This is a genomic window from Hydrogenophaga sp. Root209 (genome assembly GCF_001428625.1).
GTDB lineage: Bacteria > Pseudomonadota > Gammaproteobacteria > Burkholderiales > Burkholderiaceae_C > Hydrogenophaga.
Genome location: NZ_LMIE01000006.1, coordinates 168,658 through 189,987 on the forward strand (window position 1 = coordinate 168,658; position 21,330 = coordinate 189,987).

Sequence of the window (21,330 nt, forward strand, 5' to 3'; positions counted from 1 at the left end):
TGACGGTATGTTCAAAAAATTCTGGTACCAACGCTCCTTCAATGCCGCCCTGCTCGAACTGGGCATCGCGACCTCCGAACTGAACCCGGCCTTTCACGAAGAGGTGCTGTCGACGGCGCTGCGCGAGCACCTCACGCCCAAGGAAGCCGCTCTCCTGGTGCTGTCCGCGGTGTATCCCCGCCTGAGTCTGGTGGACCGGCTCAGCAGCATCCATGTGGTGCGCAAGTGGCGCAGCAGCCCGCAGGTCAGCGAGGCCAACTACCAGCGAACGCAAAGCGGAGGCCTGGCCTTCGCACAAGCCCCCGCGTTCCGCGAAAGGTAGCTGGCACCACGGGCGGTGAGGCCCGCTCGGTGTGTATGGCGTCGCACAGACGCCGTGGGCGGCGGCTCGACATGATGCAATGCTCGGGCTGGTGCGCCGCAATCTCTGTGGCGCCAGCACGACCCTCTTTCAAGAAGAACCGCCATGAACCTTCACCTGAGCATCGGCCCCCTGGTGGCCCTCATCGCCGGCATCCTGATCCTCATCATGCCGCGCATGCTGAACTACATCGTCGCCTTCTACCTGATCATCGTGGGCGTGATCGGCCTGTTTGGTCGCAACCTCGGCTTGTGAGGCGCGCGGCCTGACCCGCAACGCCTGACCACCCAAGCTCGCCGCACCTGAAGCGCGAGCCGACCTCAGCTGGCCGGACTGCTCGCCGGAAAATCGTAGGCGTCGTCGAGCACCTTGGTCGCCATGCGAGGCAGCATGCGGCCGATGAACGCCTCGCCCAGCCAGCGGCGCACCTGCGTCACCGACGCGCCGGGTTCGAGTTCGAAGCTCAGACTGCTGAAGCTGCTGATGCCGTCGTCCACCAGCAGCCCGGCAGGCACCGCGGGCGTCGAGCCGGCATCGTCCAGCGGCGTGGCGGCTTCGAGCTTCCAGGCGTTGAGAAACCGGTCGAAGTAGCCCACCGTGCCCTGGCGCCAGACCTCGGCCACGTACACATTCCACGCGTTCTGTTGCTCCACCACGAAGCCCCAGGCGAATTCATGCACCTGCACCGGCGCCTGGTCAAAAACACCGATCTCGCGCACCTCTTCGCGCGCGGCGAATTCGGCAAACAGCGGTCCCGGGCCACTGGCCTGGCCGCTGACGAAGCGCTCGATCTCCTGCGGATCCGCCACAAACAACGCCTGATCGGCCTGCATGGATCGGCGCGCCCGCTTGAGCAGCCGCTCGGTCGCATCCACCGTCCTCTGGGCGTTGATGCAGCGGTCGCGGAAGGTGCGGCGCCCTTCTTCGGTGGAGATAAGGGTCACGGTTTCGTCGAACGCCGCGTCGTCCTGCAGGTGCCCCGATTCGCGCATGTGCAGCACGATGTCGAGCATGGAATTGCGGGTGATGTGCTCGATCATGTAGGCCATCTCACCGCCTTCGTAGTCGGTCATCGACGACTTGATCCAGGCCATCAGCTCCAGGCCCGAGAGGCCCTGCGGCGCGCGCGGCATGTCGTTGAACAGAGCCCGAAGCACCCGCACGGTGTCCAAATCACTCGCCATAAACCCCTCCAGGCTCGCATACACGCAAATGGGTGGGTGGCCAGAACAGGCCTCCAATACCCGGTACAGTGGCAAGCATAGTTCCGAACCGATGCTTGAAACACCTTGAATGCCTCACGGCGAGGGCTCGGTGGGTCAAGAGCGTGACGGTTTTGGCACGCTTGACCGAACACCCGTGAACATCGTCGAGCCTGCCGTCAACCCAGCCCCAGGAGAACCCCATGCGCTTCAAATCACTGCTCGCCACCCTCACCCTGGCTCTTGCCGCAGGCGTCGTCTCGGCACAGGACGCCGTCGTCTACCACTTCGACAACACCGTCGCGCAAGGCCTCAAAGGCTTGCGCAACGTTCGCAACCACCTCGATACCGATCCCAAGGCGAAGATCACCATCGTCACCCACGCCGAGGGCGTGGACATGCTGATGGAGGGGGCCAAGGCGGCCAATGGCACCGAGTTCGCACCGCTGGTGTCGGCTCTCAAAAGCAGAGGCGTCGCCTTCGAGATCTGCGAGATCACACTGAAGAACCGCGACCTCAAGAAGGAGCAGTTCATCCAGGAAGCCGATTTCACGCCCTCGGGCGTGGTCAGGATCGCCAAGTTGCAGAAGCTGGGCTTTGCCTACATCAAGCCCTGAAGCGCATGGCTGACCGGATGCGCGAGGGCCGCCCTTTCAACGCGACATCTGCGGATGCCGGGAGAACAGATCCGCGACCCACTCCACAAACGCCCGCACCTTCGCGCTCAGGTGCCGGTTGGGCGGGTACACCACGTACAGCGGGATCGTGTGGCAGGTCCAGTCGGGCAACAGCCGCACCAGCTCGCCGCGCTCGATCAACGGCATGGCCGCGAAGGAGGGCATCTGGGTGACACCCAGACCCGCCAGCGCCGCCGCGGTCATGGCGTTGCTTTCGTTCACCGAGAGCTTGTACCGGCCTGAGATCTCCAGCATCTGGCCGTCCTTCTCGAACTCGTTCGCGAAAGGCCGTCCGTTGCGGGTGGAGAAGTAGTTCACCATGGTGTGCTCGTTCTCCAGCTGCTCGGGGTGCGTGGGCGTGCCATGCGCCTTGAGGTAGGCGGGTGAGGCGACAGTGATCAGCGCCACGTTGGCCACGCGCCGCGCCACCAGCGACTGGTCCAGCAACTCGCCGCCGCGGATCACGCAGTCCACGTTGTCGGCCAGCAGGTCCACCGAGCGGTCGGTCACGCCCAGGTCGAGCTGGATGTCGGGGAAGCGGCGGTAGAAGTCGGCCAGCGCGGGGATGATGATCTCGCGCGCCACCGAAGTGCCCACGTCCACGCGCAGGCGCCCGCTCGGGCTGGCCTGGGCGTTGGTCATGCTGGCCTCGATGTCGTCCAGGTCGTTGAGCACGCGCACCGTGCGCTCGTAGTAGGCCGCGCCATCGGGCGTGACGGTCACGCGCCGCGTCGTGCGGTTGAGCAGCTTGACCTTCAGGCGCGACTCCAGGTGCTGCACCAGCTTGGTCACCGTGCCCTTGGGCAGGTCCAGCGACTCCGCCGCCTTGGTGAAGGTGCCGGCCTCCACCACCCGCGCAAACACGCGTATCGATTGAATCTGGTCCATGCCCTCACTCCTTGACGTGCTGTTTTATGGCCGGATTGTTCACGCATTGGAAACAGACAACTGGTTGAAGGTGGCTTTATCCGCAGAAGCGGTGTGTCTATAGTCCAGTCCATGGTTTCAACTCCCTCTTCCTCCGCTCCGTTGGTGCCGGCACAGACCCTGTGGGTGCCGGGCACGCCAGCGCTGGAGCTGCGCGTCTGGGGCAAGAAGCCGCGCGGCGGTGCGGTGCCGCTGGTGCTGCACTTCCACGGCGGTGCCTTCGTCTCGGGCGACCTGGACAGCGGCGCCTGCCTGGCCGAGCTGCTGGCCAACTCGGGCGCGGTGGTGGCGTCGCTGGCCTACCCGCTGGCGCCCGCGCACCGTTTCCCCGACGCGGTGGAAGCCGGCTACGCGGCGCTGGAGTGGCTGTACAAGCAACGCACCCGCCTGGCCGGCTCGACCGCGCCCCTGTTCGTCGCCGGTGAAGAGGCCGGCGGCAACCTCGCTGCCGCGGTGGCGCTGATGGTGCGCGACCGCGGCCACCCGCCGCTGGCCGGGCAGATCCTGGTCGCCCCCATGCTGGACCCGTGCAACGCCACCGCGTCGCTGCGGAAAACGATGGGCGAAGCCACCGGCTGCAAGTGGATGGATGGCTGGCAGCAGTACCTGCGCGGCCCGATGGACGCCGAACATCCCTATGCCGTGCCTGGCCGTGCGCAGCGACTCGCCGGCCTGCCTCCCGCGCTGATCCTGACCGGCGGCGACGACCCGATGCGCGACGAGGCCCTGGCCTACGCCGAGCGCCTGCGCGGCGCCGGCATTGCCGTGCACAGCGGCGTGTTGCCCTCCACCACCGGCTGGCCCGACTCGCTGAGCGAGCAGCCCGCCGAAGAATGTCCGTGCGCCATCGAGGTGCGCGAACACCTGCGCGCCTTCTTCCAGGCCGCGACGCCACCGCCGTCCTGACGGACCCCCGCTCCCCTTTCTCACCACCCTGAAACGCCAACCCCGGTCACCCACCGGGGGCGGCCCTGTTCGCCCTCAAAAAGGAAAAATCATGTCCAAGCTGCCCGCTTTCCAGCACCGCATCTGGTGGCCCACCGCCGCCGTCCTGGCGCTCATCATCGTCGCGGGAACCGCAATCGTGCGAGACGTCGGCGTTGCCCGCGCCAGCTCGCCGCCCAGTGCACCACCGCCCATGCCGGTGTCCGTGGCCACCGTGACCGAGAGCGACATCGCCGCCTGGGAAGAATTCTCGGGCCGCCTGGAAGCGGTGGAGCGCGTGGACATCCGATCCCGCGTCGCGGGCGTGGTGCAAGCCACGCATTTCCGCGAAGGCGCGCTGGTGGCCAAGGGCGACCTGCTGGTCTCCATCGACCCCGCACCCTTTGAAGCCGAGGTGGCGCGCGCCGAAGCGCAGACCGTCGCGGCGCAGGCCCGCGTGACCCACGCCACCAACGAACACGCCCGGGCACGCCGCCTGTGGGACGACAAGGCGATCGCCCAGCGCGAGCTGGACGACCGCGAGAACGTGCTGCGCGAGGCCGAGGCCAACCTGAAAGCAGCGCAGGCCCAGCTGCAGACCACACGCCTGAGCCTGGGCTACACGCAGGTACGCGCCCCGGTGGCCGGGCGCATCGGCCGGCTGGAGGTGACCGTGGGCAACCTGATCGCCGCCGGCCCGGGCGCGCCCGTGCTCACCACCCTGGTCTCGGTCAGCCCGATCTACGCCAGCTTCGACGCCGACGAAAAAACCGTGACCGGCGCGCTCAAGAGTCTCGCGGGCGGCGCACGTCGGACCATTGAACGCATCCCCGTGCAGATGGGCACCTCGGCCACCAGCGACACCCCCTACACCGGCCAGCTGCAGCTGATCGACAACCAGGTCGACCCACGCAGCGGCACGGTGCGCGTGCGCGCCGTGTTCGACAACAAGGACGGCAGCCTGATGCCCGGGCAGTTCGCGCGCATCCGCATGGGCCAGCCGCAGACCGCGCGCACCCTGCTGGTGAGCGAGCGCGCCGTCGGCACCGACCAGGACAAGAAGTACGTGCTGGTGGTGGGCGAGGGCGACAAGACCGAGTACCGCGCCGTCACGCTGGGCGGGTCCGTCGATGGCCTGCGCACCGTGCTCAGCGGCCTGAAACCCGGTGAGCGCATCGTCGTCAACGGCCTGCAGCGCGTGCGCCCCGGTGACGTGGTGCAACCGGAGATCGTGCCGATGAATGCCCGCTCGACGACGCCGGAAAACCCCGTGGCCGTGGCCAAGTCCTGAGCCATCGCGCCAATGAAAAGAACACCATGAACCTCTCGAAATTTTTCATCGATCGGCCGATCTTCGCGGGCGTGCTCTCGCTGCTGATCCTGATCGCCGGCCTGGTCGCGCTGCGCGGCCTGCCGATCTCCGAGTACCCCGATGTGGCCCCGCCCTCGGTGGTGGTGCGCGCCCAGTACCCGGGCGCCAACCCCAAAGTGATCGCCGAAACCGTGGCCACGCCGCTGGAGGAATCCATCAACGGCGTGGAAGGCATGCTCTACATGGGCAGCCAGGCCACCACCGACGGCGTGATGACGCTCACCGTCACCTTCAAGCTCGGCACCGACCCCGACAAGGCCCAGCAGCTGGTGCAGAACCGCGTCTCGCAGGCCGAGCCGCGCCTGCCAGAAGAGGTGCGCCGCCTGGGCGTGACCACGGTCAAGAGCTCGCCCGACATCACGATGGTGGTGCACCTGGTTTCGCCCAACGACCGCTACGACATCAACTACCTGCGCAACTACGCGGTGCTCAACGTCAAGGACCGCCTGGCGCGCATCGAAGGCGTGGGCCAGGTGCAGATCTTCGGCGGTGGCGACTACTCCATGCGCGTCTGGCTCGACCCGCAGAAGGTCGCGCAGCGCGGCCTCTCGGCCAGCGACGTGGTGGCCGCCATCCGCGGCCAGAACGTGCAGGCCGCCGCCGGCGTGGTCGGCGCTTCGCCGGGCCTGCCGGGCGTGGACATGCAGTTGTCCATCAACGCCCAGGGCCGCTTGCAGACCGAAGAGGAGTTCGGCGACATCATCGTCAAGGCCGGTGCCGACGGCGCCGTGACCCGGCTGCGCGACATCGCGCGGCTGGAGCTGGGCGCGGCCGACTATTCGCTGCGCTCGCTGCTCAACAACAAGCCCGCCGTCGGCATGGGTGTATTCCAGGCGCCGGGCTCCAACGCGCTGGACATCTCGGCCCAGGTGCGCGAGACCATGGCCGAGCTGCAGAAGAACATGCCCGAGGGCGTGGAATTCCGCATCGCGTACGACCCCACGCAGTTTGTGCGCGCTTCCATCAAGTCGGTGATCACCACGCTGCTCGAAGCCATCGCGCTCGTGGTGCTGGTGGTGATCGTGTTCCTGCAGACCTGGCGCGCCTCCATCATTCCGCTGCTGGCGGTGCCGGTGTCGGTGGTGGGCACCTTCGCGGTGCTGCACCTGCTGGGCTTCTCGATCAACGCGCTCTCGCTGTTCGGCCTCGTGCTGGCGATCGGCATCGTGGTCGATGACGCCATCGTGGTGGTGGAAAACGTGGAACGCAACATCGAAGCCGGCCTGTCGCCGCGCGATGCGACCTACCGCGCGATGAAGGAAGTGTCCGGGCCCATCATCGCGATCGCGTTGGTGCTGGTCGCGGTGTTCGTGCCGCTGGCCTTCATCAGCGGCCTCACCGGCCAGTTCTACAAGCAGTTCGCGGTGACCATCGCCATCTCCACCGTGATCTCGGCGATCAACTCGCTCACGCTCTCGCCCGCGCTCGCTGCCCTGCTGCTGCGCGGCCATGACGCTCCGAAGGACGCGCTCACGCGCGGCATGGACCGCGTCTTCGGCCCGCTGTTTCGCGGCTTCAACCGCTTCTTCAACCGCGGTGCCGAGGCCTACAGCGGCGGCGTGCGGCGCGTCATCTCGCGCAAGGCGCTGATGATGGTGATCTACCTCGCGCTGGTGGGCGTGACCTTCGGCCTGTTCAAGGCGGTGCCCAGCGGCTTCGTGCCGGCGCAGGACAAGCAGTACCTGATCGGCTTCGCACAGTTGCCCGATGGCGCCACGCTGGACCGCACCGAGGAGGTGATCCACCGCATGGGCGAGATCACCAAGCAGAACCCGAACGTGGAAGACGCCATCGCCTTCCCCGGCCTGTCCATCAACGGCTTCACCAACAGCTCGAACTCCGGCATCGTGTTCGCCACGCTCAAGCCCTTTGCCGAGCGCCAGCGCGCCGACCAGAGCGGCGGCGCCGTCGCGGGCCAGCTGAACCAGGCCTACGGCAGCATCCAGGACGCCTTCATCGTGATGTTCCCGCCGCCGCCGGTGGCGGGCCTGGGCACCACGGGCGGCTTCAAGCTGCAGCTGGAAGACAAGGCTTCGCTGGGCTATGACGCGATGGACGCGGCGGTCAAGGCCTTCATGGCCAAGGCCTACCAGACGCCCGAGCTCGCCGGCATGTTCACGAGCTGGCAGGTCAACGTGCCGCAGCTCTACGCCGACATCGACCGCACCAAGGCGCGCCAGCTCGGCGTGCCGGTGACGGACATCTTCGACACCATGCAGATCTACCTCGGCAGCCTGTACGTGAACGACTTCAACCAGTTCGGCCGCACCTACAGCGTACGCGCCCAGGCCGATGCACCCTACCGCGCGCGCGCCGAAGACGTGGGCCTGCTCAAGGTGCGCTCAAACTCGGGCGAGATGGTGCCGCTGTCGGCACTGATGAAGGTGAATTCCAGCTTCGGCCCCGAGCGCGCCATGCGCTACAACGGCTACCTCTCGGCCGACATCAACGGCGGCCCCGCGCCCGGCTTCTCGTCGGGCCAGGCGCAGGACGCGATCGAGCGCATCGCCGCCGAGACGCTGCCGCAGGGCATCGGCTTTGAGTGGACCGAGCTCACCTACCAGGAAATCCTGGCCGGCAACTCCGCGCTGTGGGTGTTCCCGCTGGCCATCCTGCTGGTGTTCCTGGTGCTGGCCGCGCAGTACGAGAGCCTCACGCTGCCGCTGTCCATCATCCTGATCGTGCCCATGGGCCTGCTCGCCGCCATGACCGGGGTGTGGCTGGACGGGGGTGACAACAACGTGTTCACGCAGATCGGGCTGATCGTGCTGGTCGGGCTCTCGGCGAAGAACGCGATCCTGATCGTGGAGTTCGCCCGCGAGCTGGAGTTTGCCGGGCGCACGCCAGTGCAGGCCGCCATCGAAGCCAGCCGCCTGCGGCTGCGTCCCATCCTCATGACCTCGCTGGCCTTCGTGATGGGCGTGCTGCCGCTGGTGCTGGCCACTGGCGCGGGCGCGGAGATGCGCTCGGCCATGGGCGTGGCCGTGTTCGCCGGGATGATCGGCGTGACCGCCTTCGGCCTGTTCCTCACGCCGGTGTTCTACGTGCTGCTGCGCCGCCTGGCGGGCAACCGCCCACTCAAGCTGCACGGCGCCGTGCCGCACCTGGACGGCTTTGCCTCCGGCGGTGGCGGCTCCGCGCGCCCGGTGCCCGCCGCCCCCCTGACCCATTGAAGAAGACACAGAAGGTGCACACCATGAAAAAGCTCCATCACCTGTTGCCGCTGGCCGCTGCCCTGTTCCTGGCCGGCTGCGCCACCGCGTTGCCGCCGCTGCCGACGTCGGTCGACACACCACCGCAGTTCAAGGAACAGCAGCGCCAGACCGAACGCTGGATCGTTGCCCAACCCGCCGAGGCCCAGAGCCGCGGCACCTGGTGGAAGGCGTTCAACGACCCGGTGCTCGACGACCTGGCCGAGCGCGCCGGCGCGAACAACACCAGCATCCAGGAAGCCGCGGCCCGCCTGGCGCAGGCACGCTCGCTGGTGCGCGGCGCACAGGCCGACCGAGCGCCGCAGATCGGCGTGGGCGCTGGCGCCTCGCGCGGTGCCGGTGCCAACACCGCCAACGGCGCGACGCCGGCCACGCTGCTGCAGGCCGGGGTGAACCTCTCGTACGAGGTGGACCTGTTCGGCCGGTTGGCCCGCGTGCGCGACGCCGCCTCACTGGACGCGCAATCGCGCGAAGCCCTGCTGCAAAGCACGCGCCTGCTGGTGCAGGCCGAGGTGGCCCAGACCTACCTGGCGCTGCGCGCGGCCGACACCGAACGCACCCTGGTGCAGGACACCGCCACCGCCTACGGCGACACGCTGCGCCTCACGCAGCGCCGCTTCGAGGCCGGTGACGTGGCCGAGCTCGACGTGATCCGCATCCAGACCGAACTCGCCTCGACGGAGGCCGAGGTGTTCGCGCTCAGCCGCAGCCGCGCCCAGTTGGAAAACGCGCTGGCCGTGCTGGTGGGCGAGCCCGCCTCGGGCTTCGCGCTCGCCTCCAACAGCGGCGCCCGCGCCCTGCCGGTGATCCCCGCCGGCGTGCCGGGCACGGTGCTCGCGCGCCGACCCGACGTGGCCGCAGCCCAAGCCTCGCTGCTGGCCGCGCAGGCCCGCGTGGGCGTGGCCCAGGCCGCGTGGTTCCCCAGCGTGTCGCTCACCGGCGCCGCTGGGTACGCGTCGCCCGACATCGGCGACCTGTTCAAGTGGTCGGCCCGCGCCTGGGGCATCGGCGCGCTGATGTCCGTGCCGCTGTTCGACGGTGGCCGGCGCGAGGCCGGCGTGCAGGGCGCGCAGGCGCAACTGGACGCCGCCGCCGCGAGTTACCGGGGCCAGGTGTTGAACGCCTTCCGCGAGGTCGAAGACCAGTTGTCCGCCCTGCGCCTGCTGCAGGACCAGTCGCAGGCCCAGGGCCGCGCGGTGAGTGCGGCGCAGCGCGCCAGCGCGATCTCGGAGACGCGCTACCGCAACGGCCTGGTGAGCCAGCTTGAACTGCTGGACGCGCGCCGCAACGAACTGCTCAACCGCCGGCAGGCGCAGCGCGTGGAAGCGGCGCAGCAGCAGGCCACGGTGCTGCTGATCCGCGCGCTGGGCGGCGGGTGGGACAAGGCGTGAACCTGGGCACCACCCACCAGGGCTGAATCACGGCCGTGCCACGGCGCACACCTCCACAACAAGGCCTCGCAACCAGCGGTGGACCGGGTCGGCCTGCAACCTCGGATGCCACAGCAACGAGACGCTGATGTCCTGCATCGGGAACGGCAGCTCGAAGCTGTGCATTCCCTCGCGCAGGACGCCGGTGTGCCGTTCGGGAACACTGGCGATCAGCTGGGAGCTGCGGGCCAGCGCCAGTGCCGTCGAGAAGCCGCCCACGGTGGTGACGATCTCGCGCTCCAGACCCAGCGGGACCAGGGCTTCGTCAATCGGCCCCTTGTCGATCCCCCGCCGTGAGACGCCGATGTGTTGCGCTGCCGCGTACACGGCGGGTGTGATCTTGCGTTTGCTCAGCGGGTGCCCTGCCCGCACCACGCCAATGAAGCGGTCCCGGAACAAGGCCTGGGTCCGCAGCTCCGGGCCCATGGCCTCGCCCACCACACCCGTTTCCAGATCGACCGCCCCGTCACGCAGCGGGGAGCTGCCCTTGCCCGGCTTCTGCACGAAGCACAGCCGCACGCCGGGAGCCTGCTTGCGCACGCGGGCCAGCAGGTCGGGGCCGAAGTTCTCGACGAAACCTTCGCTGGTGCGGATCGTGAAGGTGCGCACGAGTTGCTTGAGGTCGGGCGCCTGGGTGGGGCGAAGCGCCGCTTCGGCGTCCTGCACCAGCTGGGCCACCTTCTCGCGGAGTTCGAGCGCCCGGGGCGTGGGCACCAGGCCACGGCCCGCGCGCACCAGGAGCGGATCGCCGGTGGTCGCGCGCAGTCTCGCCAGGGCCCGGCTCATGGCCGAGGGGCTGAGCCGCAGCCGCTGCGCCGCGCGCGCCACGTTGCCTTCCGCGAGCAGCACATCCAGCGTGACCAACAGGTTGAGATCGGGCCTTGTCATGGGCAAACCATAGCAGAGCGGAGCGTCACATGGCGTCAAACGCACTCACAAAGTGCAAACCGTGCGTCTTCCGCCATCTCGCCGGAATACCTACGCTTCAGGCAACCGAATTTCGCCACTTGAAGGACGCCACCATGCAAGCAATTTCATCACCCAGATGGGCCCTGGCCAGTCTCTCCTTGTCCATGCTGCTGTCCTCGCTGGGCACCAGCATCGCCAACGTGGGTTTGCCAACGCTGGCCGAGGCCTTCAACGCAAGCTTTCAGCAGGTGCAGTGGGTGGTGCTGGCCTACCTGCTCGCCATCACCACTTTGATCGTGAGCGCGGGGCGGCTTGGTGACCTGATCGGTCGCCGCCGCCTGCTGATGGCCGGCATCGCCTTGTTCACCGTGGCCTCCGCGCTGTGCAGCCTGGCGCCCACGCTGGGGCTGCTGATCGCGGCCCGGACTGCGCAAGGCTTCGGCGCCGCGATCATGATGGCCCTCACGATGGCGTCGGTGGCCGACTCGGTGCCCAAGGCCCGGGCGGGCAGTGCCATGGGCCTGCTTGGCACCATGTCCGCGGTGGGCACGGCGCTGGGCCCGTCGCTGGGTGGCGCCCTGATCGCCGGATTCGGCTGGCAGCTCATGTTCCTCGTCAACGTGCCGCTGGGCATCCTGGCGGTGCTGCTGGTGCGCCGCTTCCTGCCGGTGGACGGCCCGCGCACGAAGACCGACCGCCCCCGCTTCGACCACCTCGGCACCCTGCTGTTGACCCTGACCCTGGCGAGCTATGCATTGGCCATGACGCTGGGGCGTGGCAGCTTCGGCCAGCTCAATGTGACGCTGCTGTGCGCGGCGCTGCTGGGCGTCGGCCTGTTCCTGCGGGTCGAGTCGCGAGCAGCATCGCCCTTGATCCAGCTGGCGATGTTCCGCCACCCCGCCCTGGGCAGCGGCTTCGCGGCGAGCGCCCTGGTGGCCACCGTCATGATGGCCACGCTGGTGGTGGGCCCGTTCTACCTCTCGGGCGCGCTGGCACTCGACGCGGCCGCGATCGGGCTCGTCATGTCCACCGGGCCGCTGGTGGCGGCCCTCGTGGGCGTGCCGGCGGGGCGGGCGGTCGACCGCTTCGGCCCACACAGGATCGGCGTGACGGGGCTCGTGGCCATGGCCGCGGGCTCTGCCCTGTTGCCCTTGCTGGCGACGAGGTTCGGCGTGCCCGGCTACATCGCGCCGCTGACCGCCATCACGGCCGGCTACGCGCTGTTCCAGGCGGCCAATAACACCGCCGTCATGCATGACGTACGCGCCGACCAGCGCGGCGTCGTGGGTGGCCTGATCAACCTGTCGCGCAACCTCGGTCTGATCACGGGGGCCTCCGTCATGGGCACTGTGTTCGCGGCAGGTTCAGGATCGACCGATCTGGCGACGGCACTTCCTCACGCCCTGGAGGCAGGCCTGCGGATGAGCTTCGCGGTGGCCACGGGGCTGATCCTGCTGGCGCTTGCCGTGGGGTTCGCGGTTGAGCGTCGAGCCCCACGACCATCGAACGCCGGAGCGTGACGTTGGGGGGGCGTGGGAAGGATGCGATCGATTTCCAGGGTTTGAATTCGGGCCGGCGCGGCCTGCTTCCATGCCCTTGTTTCAAGGGAAAACCATGAGTGGAGATCTTCACCTTAATTTGTATGATGACCATATAACCAGACACCTGAAGCCCGATCCACACCCATGAGCGACGCTCTGCAAGCGCCCGAACGCCTCACCGACAAACTGGCCGGCCTGCTGCTGCAGCGCATCGAGTCCGGGGAGCTGGCGCCCGACGAACGCTTGCCCACCGAGCAGCGCCTGGCCGAGCAATTCGGGGTGTCGCGCACCGTGGTGCGCGAAGCGGTCAGCAGACTCAAGTCCATTGGCCTGCTCACCTCGCGCCAGGGCTCCGGCGTGTTCGTGGCACCGCGCCACCAGGCGCGCGCCCTGGCCTTTGATCCGCTGGTGGTCACGTCCATGGAGAGCGTGCTTCAGGTGGTGGAGGTGCGCCGCGGGCTGGAAGCCGACGTGGCCGCGTTGGCCGCGCAGCGCATGACGCCCGAGAAGGCGCGCACGATCGCCGAGGCGCTGGAGCACCTGGAAGCCTGCCCGCCCCAGGGCGCGGAAGGCGTGGAGGCCGACCTGGCCTTTCACCGCAGCATCGCCCGCGCCACCGAGAACCCGCACTACGAACGCCTGCTGGGCTTCCTGGAGCAGTACCAGCGCGAATCCATGTGCGTGACGCGCACCAACGAAGCGCTGGACAGCGGCTACATGGTGGAGGTGCGCGAAGAACACCGCGCCATCGCCGAAGCGGTGATGCGCGGCGACGTGCTCGCGGCGCGGCAGGCCGCCATGCTGCACATGCACAACGCGGCGAGGCGTCTGAACAACGCCGCACCCCCCATCCGACGCGCCCTCGGCGCGATGCTGACCCCTTCCCCACCCGGTTTTTCCTCATGAGCAACGTTTCCTCACACACACTCGGCGTCATCGGCCTGGGCTCCATGGGCATGGGCGCCGCGCTCTCGGCGCTGCGCCAGGGCGTGCCCACCTGGGGCTGCGACCCGCGCGCCGACGCCCGCGCGGCCTTCGAGCAGGCAGGCGGCCGCGCCACCGCCAGCGTCGCCGAACTGGCCAGCCACTGCGACGTGGTGCTGGTGCTGGTGGTCAACGCCGCGCAGACCGACGACGTGCTGTTCGGCGCGCAAGGTGTGGCGTCGTCATTGAAGCGCGGCGGTGTGGTGGTGTGCTCGGCCACGGTCGACCCCGCCCTGCCCCCGGTGTGGGAACAGCGCCTGCTGGAGACTGGCCACTGGCTGATCGACGGCCCGGTCTCGGGTGGCGCCAAGAAGGCCGCTGCGGGCCAGATGACGGTCATGGCCTCGGGCCAGCCCGAAGCCTTCGCCGCCGCCGGCAGCGTGCTCGAGGCCTTCGCCGGCAAGGTCTACCGCCTGGGCGACAAGGCGGGCATCGGCTCCACGGTGAAGATGGTCAACCAGCACCTGGCGGGCGTGCACATCGCCACCGCCTGCGAAGCCATGGCCCTGGGCATGCGCGCCGGTGCCGAGCCGCGCCAGCTCTATGAGGTGATCTGCAACTCCGCCGGCATGAGCTGGATGTTCGAGAACCGCGTGCCCCACATCCTGGACGGTGACTACACGCCGCTGTCGGCGGTGAACATCTTCGTGAAGGACCTGGGCATCGTGCTCGACGCGGCGCGCCAGCTGAAGTTTCCATTGCCGCTGGCCGCCGCCGCGCACCAGCTCTACCTGGCCACAGCGGCCATGGGCCTGGGCGGTGAAGACGACTCCGCAGTGGTGAAGTACTACGCACAGCTGGCCGGCATCGACCTGCCGGCACCGCAGGAGGCCGCCGCATGATTCTGGGCGTCATCGCGGACGACTTCACCGGCGCCACCGACGTGGCCAGCATGCTGGTGCGCGCCGGCATGCACACGGTGCAGGTGCTGGGCGTGCCCGAGAGCGGCCTGCCCCAGGCCGACGCGGTGGTGATCGCGCTCAAGACCCGCACCATCGCGCCGGCCGACGCGGTCGCGCACAGCCTGGCGGCGCTGGCTGCCTTGCGCGCCGCGGGCGCACGGCAGATCTATTTCAAGTACTGCTCCACTTTCGACTCCACGCCGCAGGGCAACATCGGCCCGGTCACCGACGCGCTCATGGCCGCGCTCGGCACGGACTTCACGATCGCCTGCCCCGCCTTCCCTGAAAACGGCCGCACCGTGTTCCGCGGCCACCTGTTCGTGGGCGACGCGCTGCTCAGCGACTCGGGCATGCGCCACCACCCGCTCACGCCCATGACGGATGCGAACCTGGTTCGCGTGCTGCAGGCGCAAACGCAGCAGACCGTGGGCCTGTTGCGCCACGATGTGATTGATGGCGGCACGCCGGCCGCTCAGGCGCGCATCGCACAGCTTCGCGCAGACGGTGTGAAGATCGCCGTGGCCGACGCGGTGAGCAACGCCCACCTGCTGACGCTGGCCGACGCCTGCGCCGAGCTGCCCCTGCTCACCGCCGGCTCGGGCGTGGCCCTGGGCCTGCCACCCGCCTACGCCAGGCGCGGCTGGTTCACGCCCAACGCCAACGCCGCCGAGCTGGACCGCCTGCAAGGCCCCACCGCCGTGGTCTCGGGTTCGTGTTCGGAAGCCACCAACGCCCAGGTGGCGCAGTGGATGGCCGCAGGCCGCGCCACCTTGCAGATCGACCCACTGGCGCTGCACGAAGGCCGGCAGACCGCCGACGCCGTGCTGGCCCAGGCCACGCAAGCGCTGGCGCAGGGCCCCGTGCTGATCTATGCGACCGCCACACCCGAGAGCGTGCGCGCCGTGCAGCAGGCCCTGGGTGTGCAGGCTTCCGGTGAAGCGGTGGAGCATGCGCTGGCCCACATTGCACAAGGCCTGGTGCAAGCCGGCGTGCGCCGCCTGGTGGTGGCCGGCGGTGAAACGTCCGGTGCGGTGGTGCAAGCGTTGGGCGTGCGGCAGTTGCGCATTGGCGCGGCCATCTGCCCGGGCGTGCCCTGGACACAATCGACGTTGCCCGGCAACGGCGAAGCGGTGCAGCTGGCGCTCAAGTCGGGCAACTTCGGCGGCGTCGATTTCTTCGCCCAAGCCCTGCAGCAAGCGGGCGTGGCGCTGTGAGTCATCCGCACTGGCCCGCCACCCAGGACGCCGTGCGCGCCGACATCGCGCGCGTGGGCGCCAGCCTGTTCCAGCGGGGTCTGGCGCATTCCACCGCCGGCAACATCAGCGTGCGCCTCACCGCCGAGCAAGGGGGTGGTTTTCTCATCACACCCACCGATGCCTGCCTGGGCTTTCTTGATCCCGCGCAACTGGCCTGGGTGGGTGAAGACGGCAGTGCCTTGGCCGGCGCCCGCGCGAGCAAGACACTCACCCTGCACCGCCGCATCTACGCCGCCGCACCCGACGCGCATTGTGTTCTGCACACCCATTCCACCCACCTCGTGGCGCTCACGCTGCAAGGCGTCTGGCGCAGCGACGACATTTTGCCGCCGCTCACGCCCTACCAGGTGATGAAGGTGGGTCATGTGCCGCTGGTGCCGTACCGCGTGCCGGGTGATGCGGGCGTGGCCGATGACGTGGCCGCCCTGATCGCCAACGCACAACGCCCACTGCGCGCGGTGATGCTGGAGCGCCTGGGCCCCACGGTGTGGCACGACAGCCCGGGCAGTGCCATGGCGCTGCTCGAAGAACTCGAAGAAACCGCGCGACTGTGGTTGATGACCGAACGCCGCGCCGAACCCCTGACCGATTCGCAGACAGAAGACTTGCGCAGTCGCTTCAACGCCCCCTGGTGAACCATGAACCCCCACGCTCATCACTTCGTGTATTCGCTGCCCCCCAAGGGGGCGCACGCCTCCCTTGGGGCGGCCCGGCGGGAGGCTTGACAGCATGCCCCGCTTCGCCGCCAACCTGTCCATGATGTACACCGAGGTGCCGTTCCTCGACCGCTTTGCCGCGGCCGCGCGCGACGGCTTCGATGCGGTGGAGTACCTGTTTCCCTACGAACACGCGCCGGCCGACATCGGCGCGCGCCTGAAGGACCACGGCCTCACGCAGGCGCTGTTCAACCTGCCGCCGGGTGACTGGGCCGCCGGTGAGCGTGGCATGGCCTGCCACCCTGGGCGCGAGGCCGAGTTCGCCGCCGCGCTGGAGCAGGCCCTGCCTTACATCGAAGCCACCGGCTGCCAGCGTGTGCACGCCATGGCCGGGCTGATTCCCGCCAGCAGCGATGCCGCCGCGCGCCACGCCACCTATGTGACCAACCTGCGTCACGCCGCCGCGCGCCTGGCGCCGCTGGGTGTGACGCTGCTGATCGAGCCCATCAACAGCCGCGACATGCCGGGCTACTTCCTCAGCCTGCAGCAGCAAGCGCACGACGTGCTGGCCGAAGCGGGTGCTCCCAACCTGAAGGTGCAGATGGACCTCTACCACTGCCAGATCATGGAAGGCGATTTGAGCAAGCGCCTGCAAAAGCATTTCGCCGGCGTGGGCCACATCCAGATCGCGGGCGTGCCCGACCGCCACGAACCCGATGGCGGCGAAGTGAACTTCCCACACCTCTTCGACCTGCTCGACACCCTCGGCTTTGATGGCTTCGTGGGCTGCGAATACCGCCCCAAGGCCGCCACCAGCGACGGCCTGGGCTGGTTGCGCCGCTACCAGTCCTCACAGAAAGCAATGGCATGAAGATCCTCATCACCGGCGGCGCCGGCTTCCTCGGCGACCGACTCGCCCGCACCCTGCTGCAAACCGGCACGCTGCGCGGTCAGGCCATCACGCAACTGATGCTGGCCGACCTGGTGGCCCCACGCGATGCAGCCCTGCTGGCCGACCCGCGCGTGCGGCACCACGCGGGCGACCTGCTGGCGAACATCCCCACCCTGATGGCCGAGCGTTGGGACGCGGTGTTCCACCTGGCCTCTGCGGTCTCGGGCGAATGTGAAGCCAACTTCGACCTGGGCCTGCACGCCAACCTGGACACCACGCGGCACCTGCTCGACGCCTGCCGCGCGCAGACCCTCGCCGGCCATCCGCCGCCGGTGTTCTTTTTCTCGAGCTCAGTGGCCGTGTTCGGCAGCGACGCCGCCGTGCCCCTGCCCGCCGTGGTGCGCGACGACACCTTGCCCACGCCGCAGTCCAGCTACGGCATCCACAAGTTCGTGTGCGAACAACTGGTGGCCGACTACACCCGCAAGGGTTTCATCGACGGCCGCGCGGCGCGCCTCATGACGGTGTCGGTGCGCCCGGGGCGCCCCAATGGCGCGGCCTCGGGCTTCCTCTCCGGCCTGTTCCGCGAACCGCTGGCGGGCCTGCCCAGCGTGTGCCCGGTGGATCTGGACACGCGCGTGGCGCTGTCTTCACCGGCCAACACGGTGGCCGGCATCGTGGCCGTGGCCGAAGCCAGCCGCGAAGCCTTTGGCGGGCGCACCGCGCTCAACCTGCCGGCGCTCACCGTGAGCGTGCGCGAGATGCTGAGCGCGTTCGAGACCCTGGCCGGCCCCGAGGTGATGCGCCTGGTGACCCATGTGCCCGACGCCGCGATTGCCGGCATCGTGGCCGCCTGGCCGGCGCGCTTCGAGAGCGTGCGCGCGCCGCGCCTGGGCCTCGCGGCCGACGCCAGCTTCACCACCGTGCTGCAGCAGTACGTGCAGGACCACCCCGACGCCGTGCGCCACCCCGAGGCGCGCGCGCGGCTCGGCCTTCCCGCACCGGCCTGATCGTTCCTTTTTTGTTTGCGTTCCCCTGTTCCCTTCCCCAACCACAACGGAGACACCGTCCATGAAACAACTCATCAAACCCATCGCTCTCGCCGCCATCCTGGCCGCCTCTGGCGCCGTGCAGGCCCAGACCGTGCTGAAGATCGGATACGCCACCTCGGCCACGTCGCACTACGGTGTCGGCTCCACTGTGTTCTGCGAAGAAATGGAGAAGGGCACGCAAGGCCGCTACAAGTGCCAGCAGTTCCCCAATTCGGCGCTCGGCGGTGAGCGCGAGCAGATCGAAGCCGTGCAACTGGGCACGCAGGACATCGTCAACACCTCCACGGGCCCGCTGGGCAACTTCGTGCCCGAGGTCAAGATCGTCGACATCCCCTTCCTGTTCCGCGACTACGACCACGCGCGCAAGGTGATGGACGGACCCATCGGCCAGGACCTGCAGAAGAAGATGGAAGCCAAGGGCCTGATCAACCTGGCCTGGACCGAGAACGGCTTCCGCCACATGACCAACAGCAAGCGCCCCATCAACCAGGCCTCCGACGCCAGCGGCCTGAAGATGCGCACGATGGAGAACAAGGTGCACATGGACGGCTACAAGACCTTCGGCATCCTGCCCACGCCCATGGCCTTCCCGGAGCTGTTCACCGCGCTGCAACAGGGTACGGTCGATGGTCAGGAGAACCCGATTCCCGTGATCCTGGCGTCCAAGTTCTCGCAGGTGCAAAAGCACCTGTCGCTGACCGGTCACGTCTATTCGCCGGCCGCACTGATCCTCTCGCCCGCGGTGTGGAGCAAGCTGTCCGCCGCCGACAAGGCCGCCTTCACCGCCGCCGCCAAAAAGGGCGCCGCGGCCCAGCGCAAGAAGGTCAACGACGACGAGAACAACGGCATCGCGCAACTCAAGAGCGATGGCATGCAGGTGGTGGAGAAGGTCAATGGCGAGAGCTTCCGCAAGGCCGTGGCNCAGCGCAAGAAGGTCAACGACGACGAGAACAACGGCATCGCGCAACTCAAGAGCGATGGCATGCAGGTGGTGGAGAAGGTCAATGGCGAGAGCTTCCGCAAGGCCGTGGCACCCGCCTACGCAGGCTTCGCGAAGGAGTTCGGCGCCGACAAGATCGCGGCCATTCAGGCTGTGAAGTAACGCTCCCCCCTGCGCCGGGCCTTCGGGCCCGTCTTCCCCCCTGGGGGGGGACAACACCTTGGGCCGGCGGAGCCGGACCCTTGGTGTTTCTGGTCTGGATCCCCCTCGTTCGTTGCCGGGTCTGTCGTCTCGTTGCTTCACCTGCTTTTGTTGACCGCCTCACCGCCATGAAATCTCTCATCCTTGCCATCGATCGCCGCATCACCGGCCTGTGCCTGTCACTGGCTTGCGCCATCCTGGCCGTGATTTCGTGCCTGGGCATGTGGCAGGTCATTGCCCGCTTCGTCTTCTCTCAACCATCGACATGGACCGAAGAGATCATGCGCCGCCTGCTGATCTGGATGGTCATGCTCGGCACGGTGGTGGCGCTGCGCCAGGGCGCGCTGATCTCGGTGGACCTGATGCTGCGCCTCTCGCGCGGCGCCTGGCGCAGCACCGTGCGCTGGGTCATCACCTCGGTCAACCTCACGTTCTTTGCCGTGGTGTTGTGGTTCGGCATCGACCTGGTCTGGCGCGTGCGCTTCCAGACCTTTGCCAGCCTGGACCTGTCCATGGCCTGGGCCTACGCGGCCATTCCGGTGGGCGCCCTGCTCGGTCTGCTGGCCACCGTGGCGCACCACGCCGACCCGCAACACGATGAACTCAGCACCGCGCAGTGACGCCGCACGTCCCATGTCGCCATCCCTTCCCTCCCCATTCGCCGGAACGCCACCATGCCCTTGACCCTGCTTGTCACCATGCTGGTGTGTTTTGCATTCAGCATCTCCATTGCCGTGGCCATCGGCGGCTCGGCCATCCTGGGCCTGGCGATCTTCGACAGCAACCAGCTCATCCTGGTGCCCAAGGAAATGTTCTCCGCCATCGACAAGTTTCCGCTGGCGGCCATCCCCTTCTTCATCCTGGCCGGCAACCTCATGGAGACCGGCGGCATCTCGCGCCGCCTGGTGAACTTCGCCAAGTCGCTGGTGGGCGGGGTGCAGGGCGGCCTGCCCATGACCTGCGTGCTGACCTGCATGATCTTCGCGGCGGTCTCCGGCTCCTCGGTGGCCACCACGTTTGCCATCGGCTCCATCCTCATTCCCGCACTGATCAAACACGGCTACCCGGTGGGCTATGCGGCTTCGCTGCAGGCCACCTCGGCCGAGCTGGGCGTGATCATTCCGCCGTCCATCCCGCTGATCCTGTTTGGTGTGGCCGCAGAGGTTTCCATCGGTGAGCTGTTCATCGCCGGGGTGGTGCCCGGCCTGCTGATCGGCGCCTCGCTCATGCTGTTTGTGCACCTGTGGTGCCGCTTCAAGGGCCTGGGCAAGAACGACGGCGACGACCGCCTGGGCGTGGGCCCGGCCACGCGCGATGCGGGCTGGGCGCTGCTCATGCCGGTGGTGATCCTGGGTGGCATCTACGGCGGCATCTTCACGCCCACCGAAGCCTCGGTGGTGGCCGTTTTCTATGCGCTGCTGGTGGGCCTGGTCATCCACCGCGAACTCAAGGTGAAAGACATCATCACCGTGCTGCGCAAGTCGGTGCTCTCCAGCGCGGTGATCATGTTCATCATTGCCAACGCCGGCCTGTTCGCCTTCCTCATCACGCGCGCGGGCATTCCGGACGCCATCGGCATCTGGCTCACCAGCGTGTTGCAGTCGCCGGGCTGGTTCCTGCTGGGCGTGAACGCGGCGCTGTTCGTGATCGGCATGTTCATCGAGACCTCGGCGGCCATCATCGTGCTCGCGCCCATCCTGGTGCCGGTGGCGATTCACTTYGGCATCGACCCGGTGCACTTCGGCATCATCATGGTGGTCAACCTGGCCATGGGCATGATCACCCCGCCCTTTGGCGTGAACCTCTTCGCGGCCTGCACGGTGGCGAAGATCTCGCTGGACCGCATCGTGGGCCACCTGCTGCCTTTCGTGCTGGTCATCATGGGCTGCCTG

At 68.2% G+C, this 21,330-nt stretch carries 20 protein-coding genes and 1 pseudogene; 18 read left to right on the forward strand and 3 right to left on the reverse strand.

Going from position 1 to position 21,330, the window contains the following annotated elements; all coding sequences use genetic code 11:
- The first annotated feature begins 7 nt into the window (after positions 1 to 7).
- Together ASE11_RS07345 and ASE11_RS25250 are read left to right on the forward strand one after the other, a co-directional pair.
- Positions 8 to 322, forward strand: a complete 315-nt coding sequence (locus tag ASE11_RS07345) for a hypothetical protein (RefSeq protein WP_056268730.1) — start codon at positions 8 to 10, stop codon at positions 320 to 322.
- A 144-nt stretch (positions 323 to 466) separates the two neighbouring features.
- A complete protein-coding gene (locus ASE11_RS25250; protein ID WP_082585588.1) occupies positions 467 to 616 on the forward strand; it encodes a DUF3096 domain-containing protein in 150 nt (49 codons plus the stop codon).
- Positions 617 to 681: 65 nt separating this feature from the next.
- Here the strand turns inward: ASE11_RS25250 and ASE11_RS07350 are convergent, their stop codons facing one another.
- Positions 682 to 1,545, reverse strand: a complete 864-nt coding sequence (locus ASE11_RS07350; protein ID WP_056268732.1) for a hypothetical protein — start codon at positions 1,543 to 1,545, stop codon at positions 682 to 684.
- A 221-nt stretch (positions 1,546 to 1,766) separates the two neighbouring features.
- Between ASE11_RS07350 and ASE11_RS07355 the strand changes: the two genes are divergently transcribed.
- Positions 1,767 to 2,180: a DsrE family protein gene (locus tag ASE11_RS07355; RefSeq protein ID WP_056268735.1), complete on the forward strand. Its 414-nt coding sequence runs from the start codon at positions 1,767 to 1,769 to the stop codon at positions 2,178 to 2,180.
- Positions 2,181 to 2,216: 36 nt separating this feature from the next.
- Here ASE11_RS07355 and ASE11_RS07360 read toward each other — a convergent pair whose 3' ends face one another.
- A complete protein-coding gene (locus ASE11_RS07360) occupies positions 2,217 to 3,128 on the reverse strand; it encodes a LysR family transcriptional regulator (RefSeq protein WP_056268737.1) in 912 nt (303 codons plus the stop codon).
- A 111-nt stretch (positions 3,129 to 3,239) separates the two neighbouring features.
- Here ASE11_RS07360 and ASE11_RS07365 point away from each other — a divergent pair, with 111 nt between their 5' ends.
- The 4 genes from ASE11_RS07365 (at position 3,240) to ASE11_RS07380 (ending at position 10,066) form a co-directional block, all read left to right on the forward strand.
- Positions 3,240 to 4,073: an alpha/beta hydrolase gene (locus ASE11_RS07365; protein ID WP_082585589.1), complete on the forward strand. Its 834-nt coding sequence runs from the start codon at positions 3,240 to 3,242 to the stop codon at positions 4,071 to 4,073.
- A 91-nt stretch (positions 4,074 to 4,164) separates the two neighbouring features.
- Positions 4,165 to 5,382 (forward strand): efflux RND transporter periplasmic adaptor subunit, encoded by a 1,218-nt coding sequence (locus ASE11_RS07370; RefSeq protein WP_056268742.1) that lies wholly within the window; start codon positions 4,165 to 4,167, stop codon positions 5,380 to 5,382.
- A 26-nt stretch (positions 5,383 to 5,408) separates the two neighbouring features.
- On the forward strand, positions 5,409 to 8,636 hold the full coding sequence (locus ASE11_RS07375; RefSeq protein WP_056268744.1) for an efflux RND transporter permease subunit: 3,228 nt from the start codon (positions 5,409 to 5,411) through the stop codon (positions 8,634 to 8,636).
- 23 nt (positions 8,637 to 8,659) lie between these two features.
- Positions 8,660 to 10,066: an efflux transporter outer membrane subunit gene (locus tag ASE11_RS07380; RefSeq protein ID WP_056268802.1), complete on the forward strand. Its 1,407-nt coding sequence runs from the start codon at positions 8,660 to 8,662 to the stop codon at positions 10,064 to 10,066.
- A 27-nt stretch (positions 10,067 to 10,093) separates the two neighbouring features.
- Here ASE11_RS07380 and ASE11_RS07385 read toward each other — a convergent pair whose 3' ends face one another.
- The gene (locus tag ASE11_RS07385; RefSeq protein WP_056268746.1) at positions 10,094 to 10,993 is read right to left on the reverse strand and encodes a LysR family transcriptional regulator; all 900 of its coding nucleotides are present in this window, start codon (positions 10,991 to 10,993) and stop codon (positions 10,094 to 10,096) included.
- A gap of 134 nt (positions 10,994 to 11,127) precedes the next feature.
- Between ASE11_RS07385 and ASE11_RS07390 the strand changes: the two genes are divergently transcribed.
- From ASE11_RS07390 to ASE11_RS07435, 11 genes and pseudogenes are all read left to right on the forward strand, one after another.
- Positions 11,128 to 12,534 (forward strand): MFS transporter, encoded by a 1,407-nt coding sequence (locus tag ASE11_RS07390; protein WP_056268804.1) that lies wholly within the window; start codon positions 11,128 to 11,130, stop codon positions 12,532 to 12,534.
- Between the two features lie 165 nt (positions 12,535 to 12,699).
- Positions 12,700 to 13,461, forward strand: coding sequence for a FadR/GntR family transcriptional regulator (locus ASE11_RS07395; RefSeq protein ID WP_056268748.1), 762 nt, complete (start codon positions 12,700 to 12,702; stop codon positions 13,459 to 13,461).
- A complete protein-coding gene (ltnD, locus tag ASE11_RS07400; RefSeq protein WP_056268750.1) occupies positions 13,458 to 14,381 on the forward strand; it encodes an L-threonate dehydrogenase in 924 nt (307 codons plus the stop codon). The genes ASE11_RS07395 and ltnD overlap by 4 nt, the downstream gene beginning before the upstream one ends.
- Positions 14,378 to 15,655, forward strand: a complete 1,278-nt coding sequence (otnK, locus tag ASE11_RS07405) for a 3-oxo-tetronate kinase (RefSeq protein WP_056268753.1) — start codon at positions 14,378 to 14,380, stop codon at positions 15,653 to 15,655. Before ltnD ends, otnK begins: the two co-directional genes overlap by 4 nt.
- The gene (locus ASE11_RS07410; RefSeq protein ID WP_056268755.1) at positions 15,652 to 16,332 is read left to right on the forward strand and encodes an aldolase; all 681 of its coding nucleotides are present in this window, start codon (positions 15,652 to 15,654) and stop codon (positions 16,330 to 16,332) included. The genes otnK and ASE11_RS07410 overlap by 4 nt, the downstream gene beginning before the upstream one ends.
- Positions 16,333 to 16,426: 94 nt before the next feature.
- On the forward strand, positions 16,427 to 17,224 hold the full coding sequence (otnI, locus tag ASE11_RS07415) for a 2-oxo-tetronate isomerase (protein WP_056268757.1): 798 nt from the start codon (positions 16,427 to 16,429) through the stop codon (positions 17,222 to 17,224).
- Complete coding sequence (gene denD / locus ASE11_RS07420; RefSeq protein WP_056268760.1) at positions 17,221 to 18,255, forward strand: D-erythronate dehydrogenase; 1,035 nt, start codon at positions 17,221 to 17,223, stop codon at positions 18,253 to 18,255. The genes otnI and denD overlap by 4 nt, the downstream gene beginning before the upstream one ends.
- A 61-nt stretch (positions 18,256 to 18,316) precedes the next feature.
- On the forward strand, positions 18,317 to 19,218 hold a 902-nt coding region (locus tag ASE11_RS07425), incomplete at its 3' end, for a DctP family TRAP transporter solute-binding subunit (RefSeq protein WP_156406263.1).
- 1 nt (position 19,219) lies between these two features.
- Positions 19,220 to 19,399, forward strand: a pseudogene (locus ASE11_RS27070) (C4-dicarboxylate ABC transporter substrate-binding protein); the annotation flags it as partial.
- 167 nt (positions 19,400 to 19,566) lie between these two features.
- Positions 19,567 to 20,058, forward strand: coding sequence for a TRAP transporter small permease (locus tag ASE11_RS07430; RefSeq protein ID WP_056268764.1), 492 nt, complete (start codon positions 19,567 to 19,569; stop codon positions 20,056 to 20,058).
- Between the two features lie 54 nt (positions 20,059 to 20,112).
- Positions 20,113 to 21,330 (forward strand): TRAP transporter large permease (locus tag ASE11_RS07435; protein ID WP_056268766.1); only part of this gene is annotated, 1,218 nt, incomplete at its 3' end.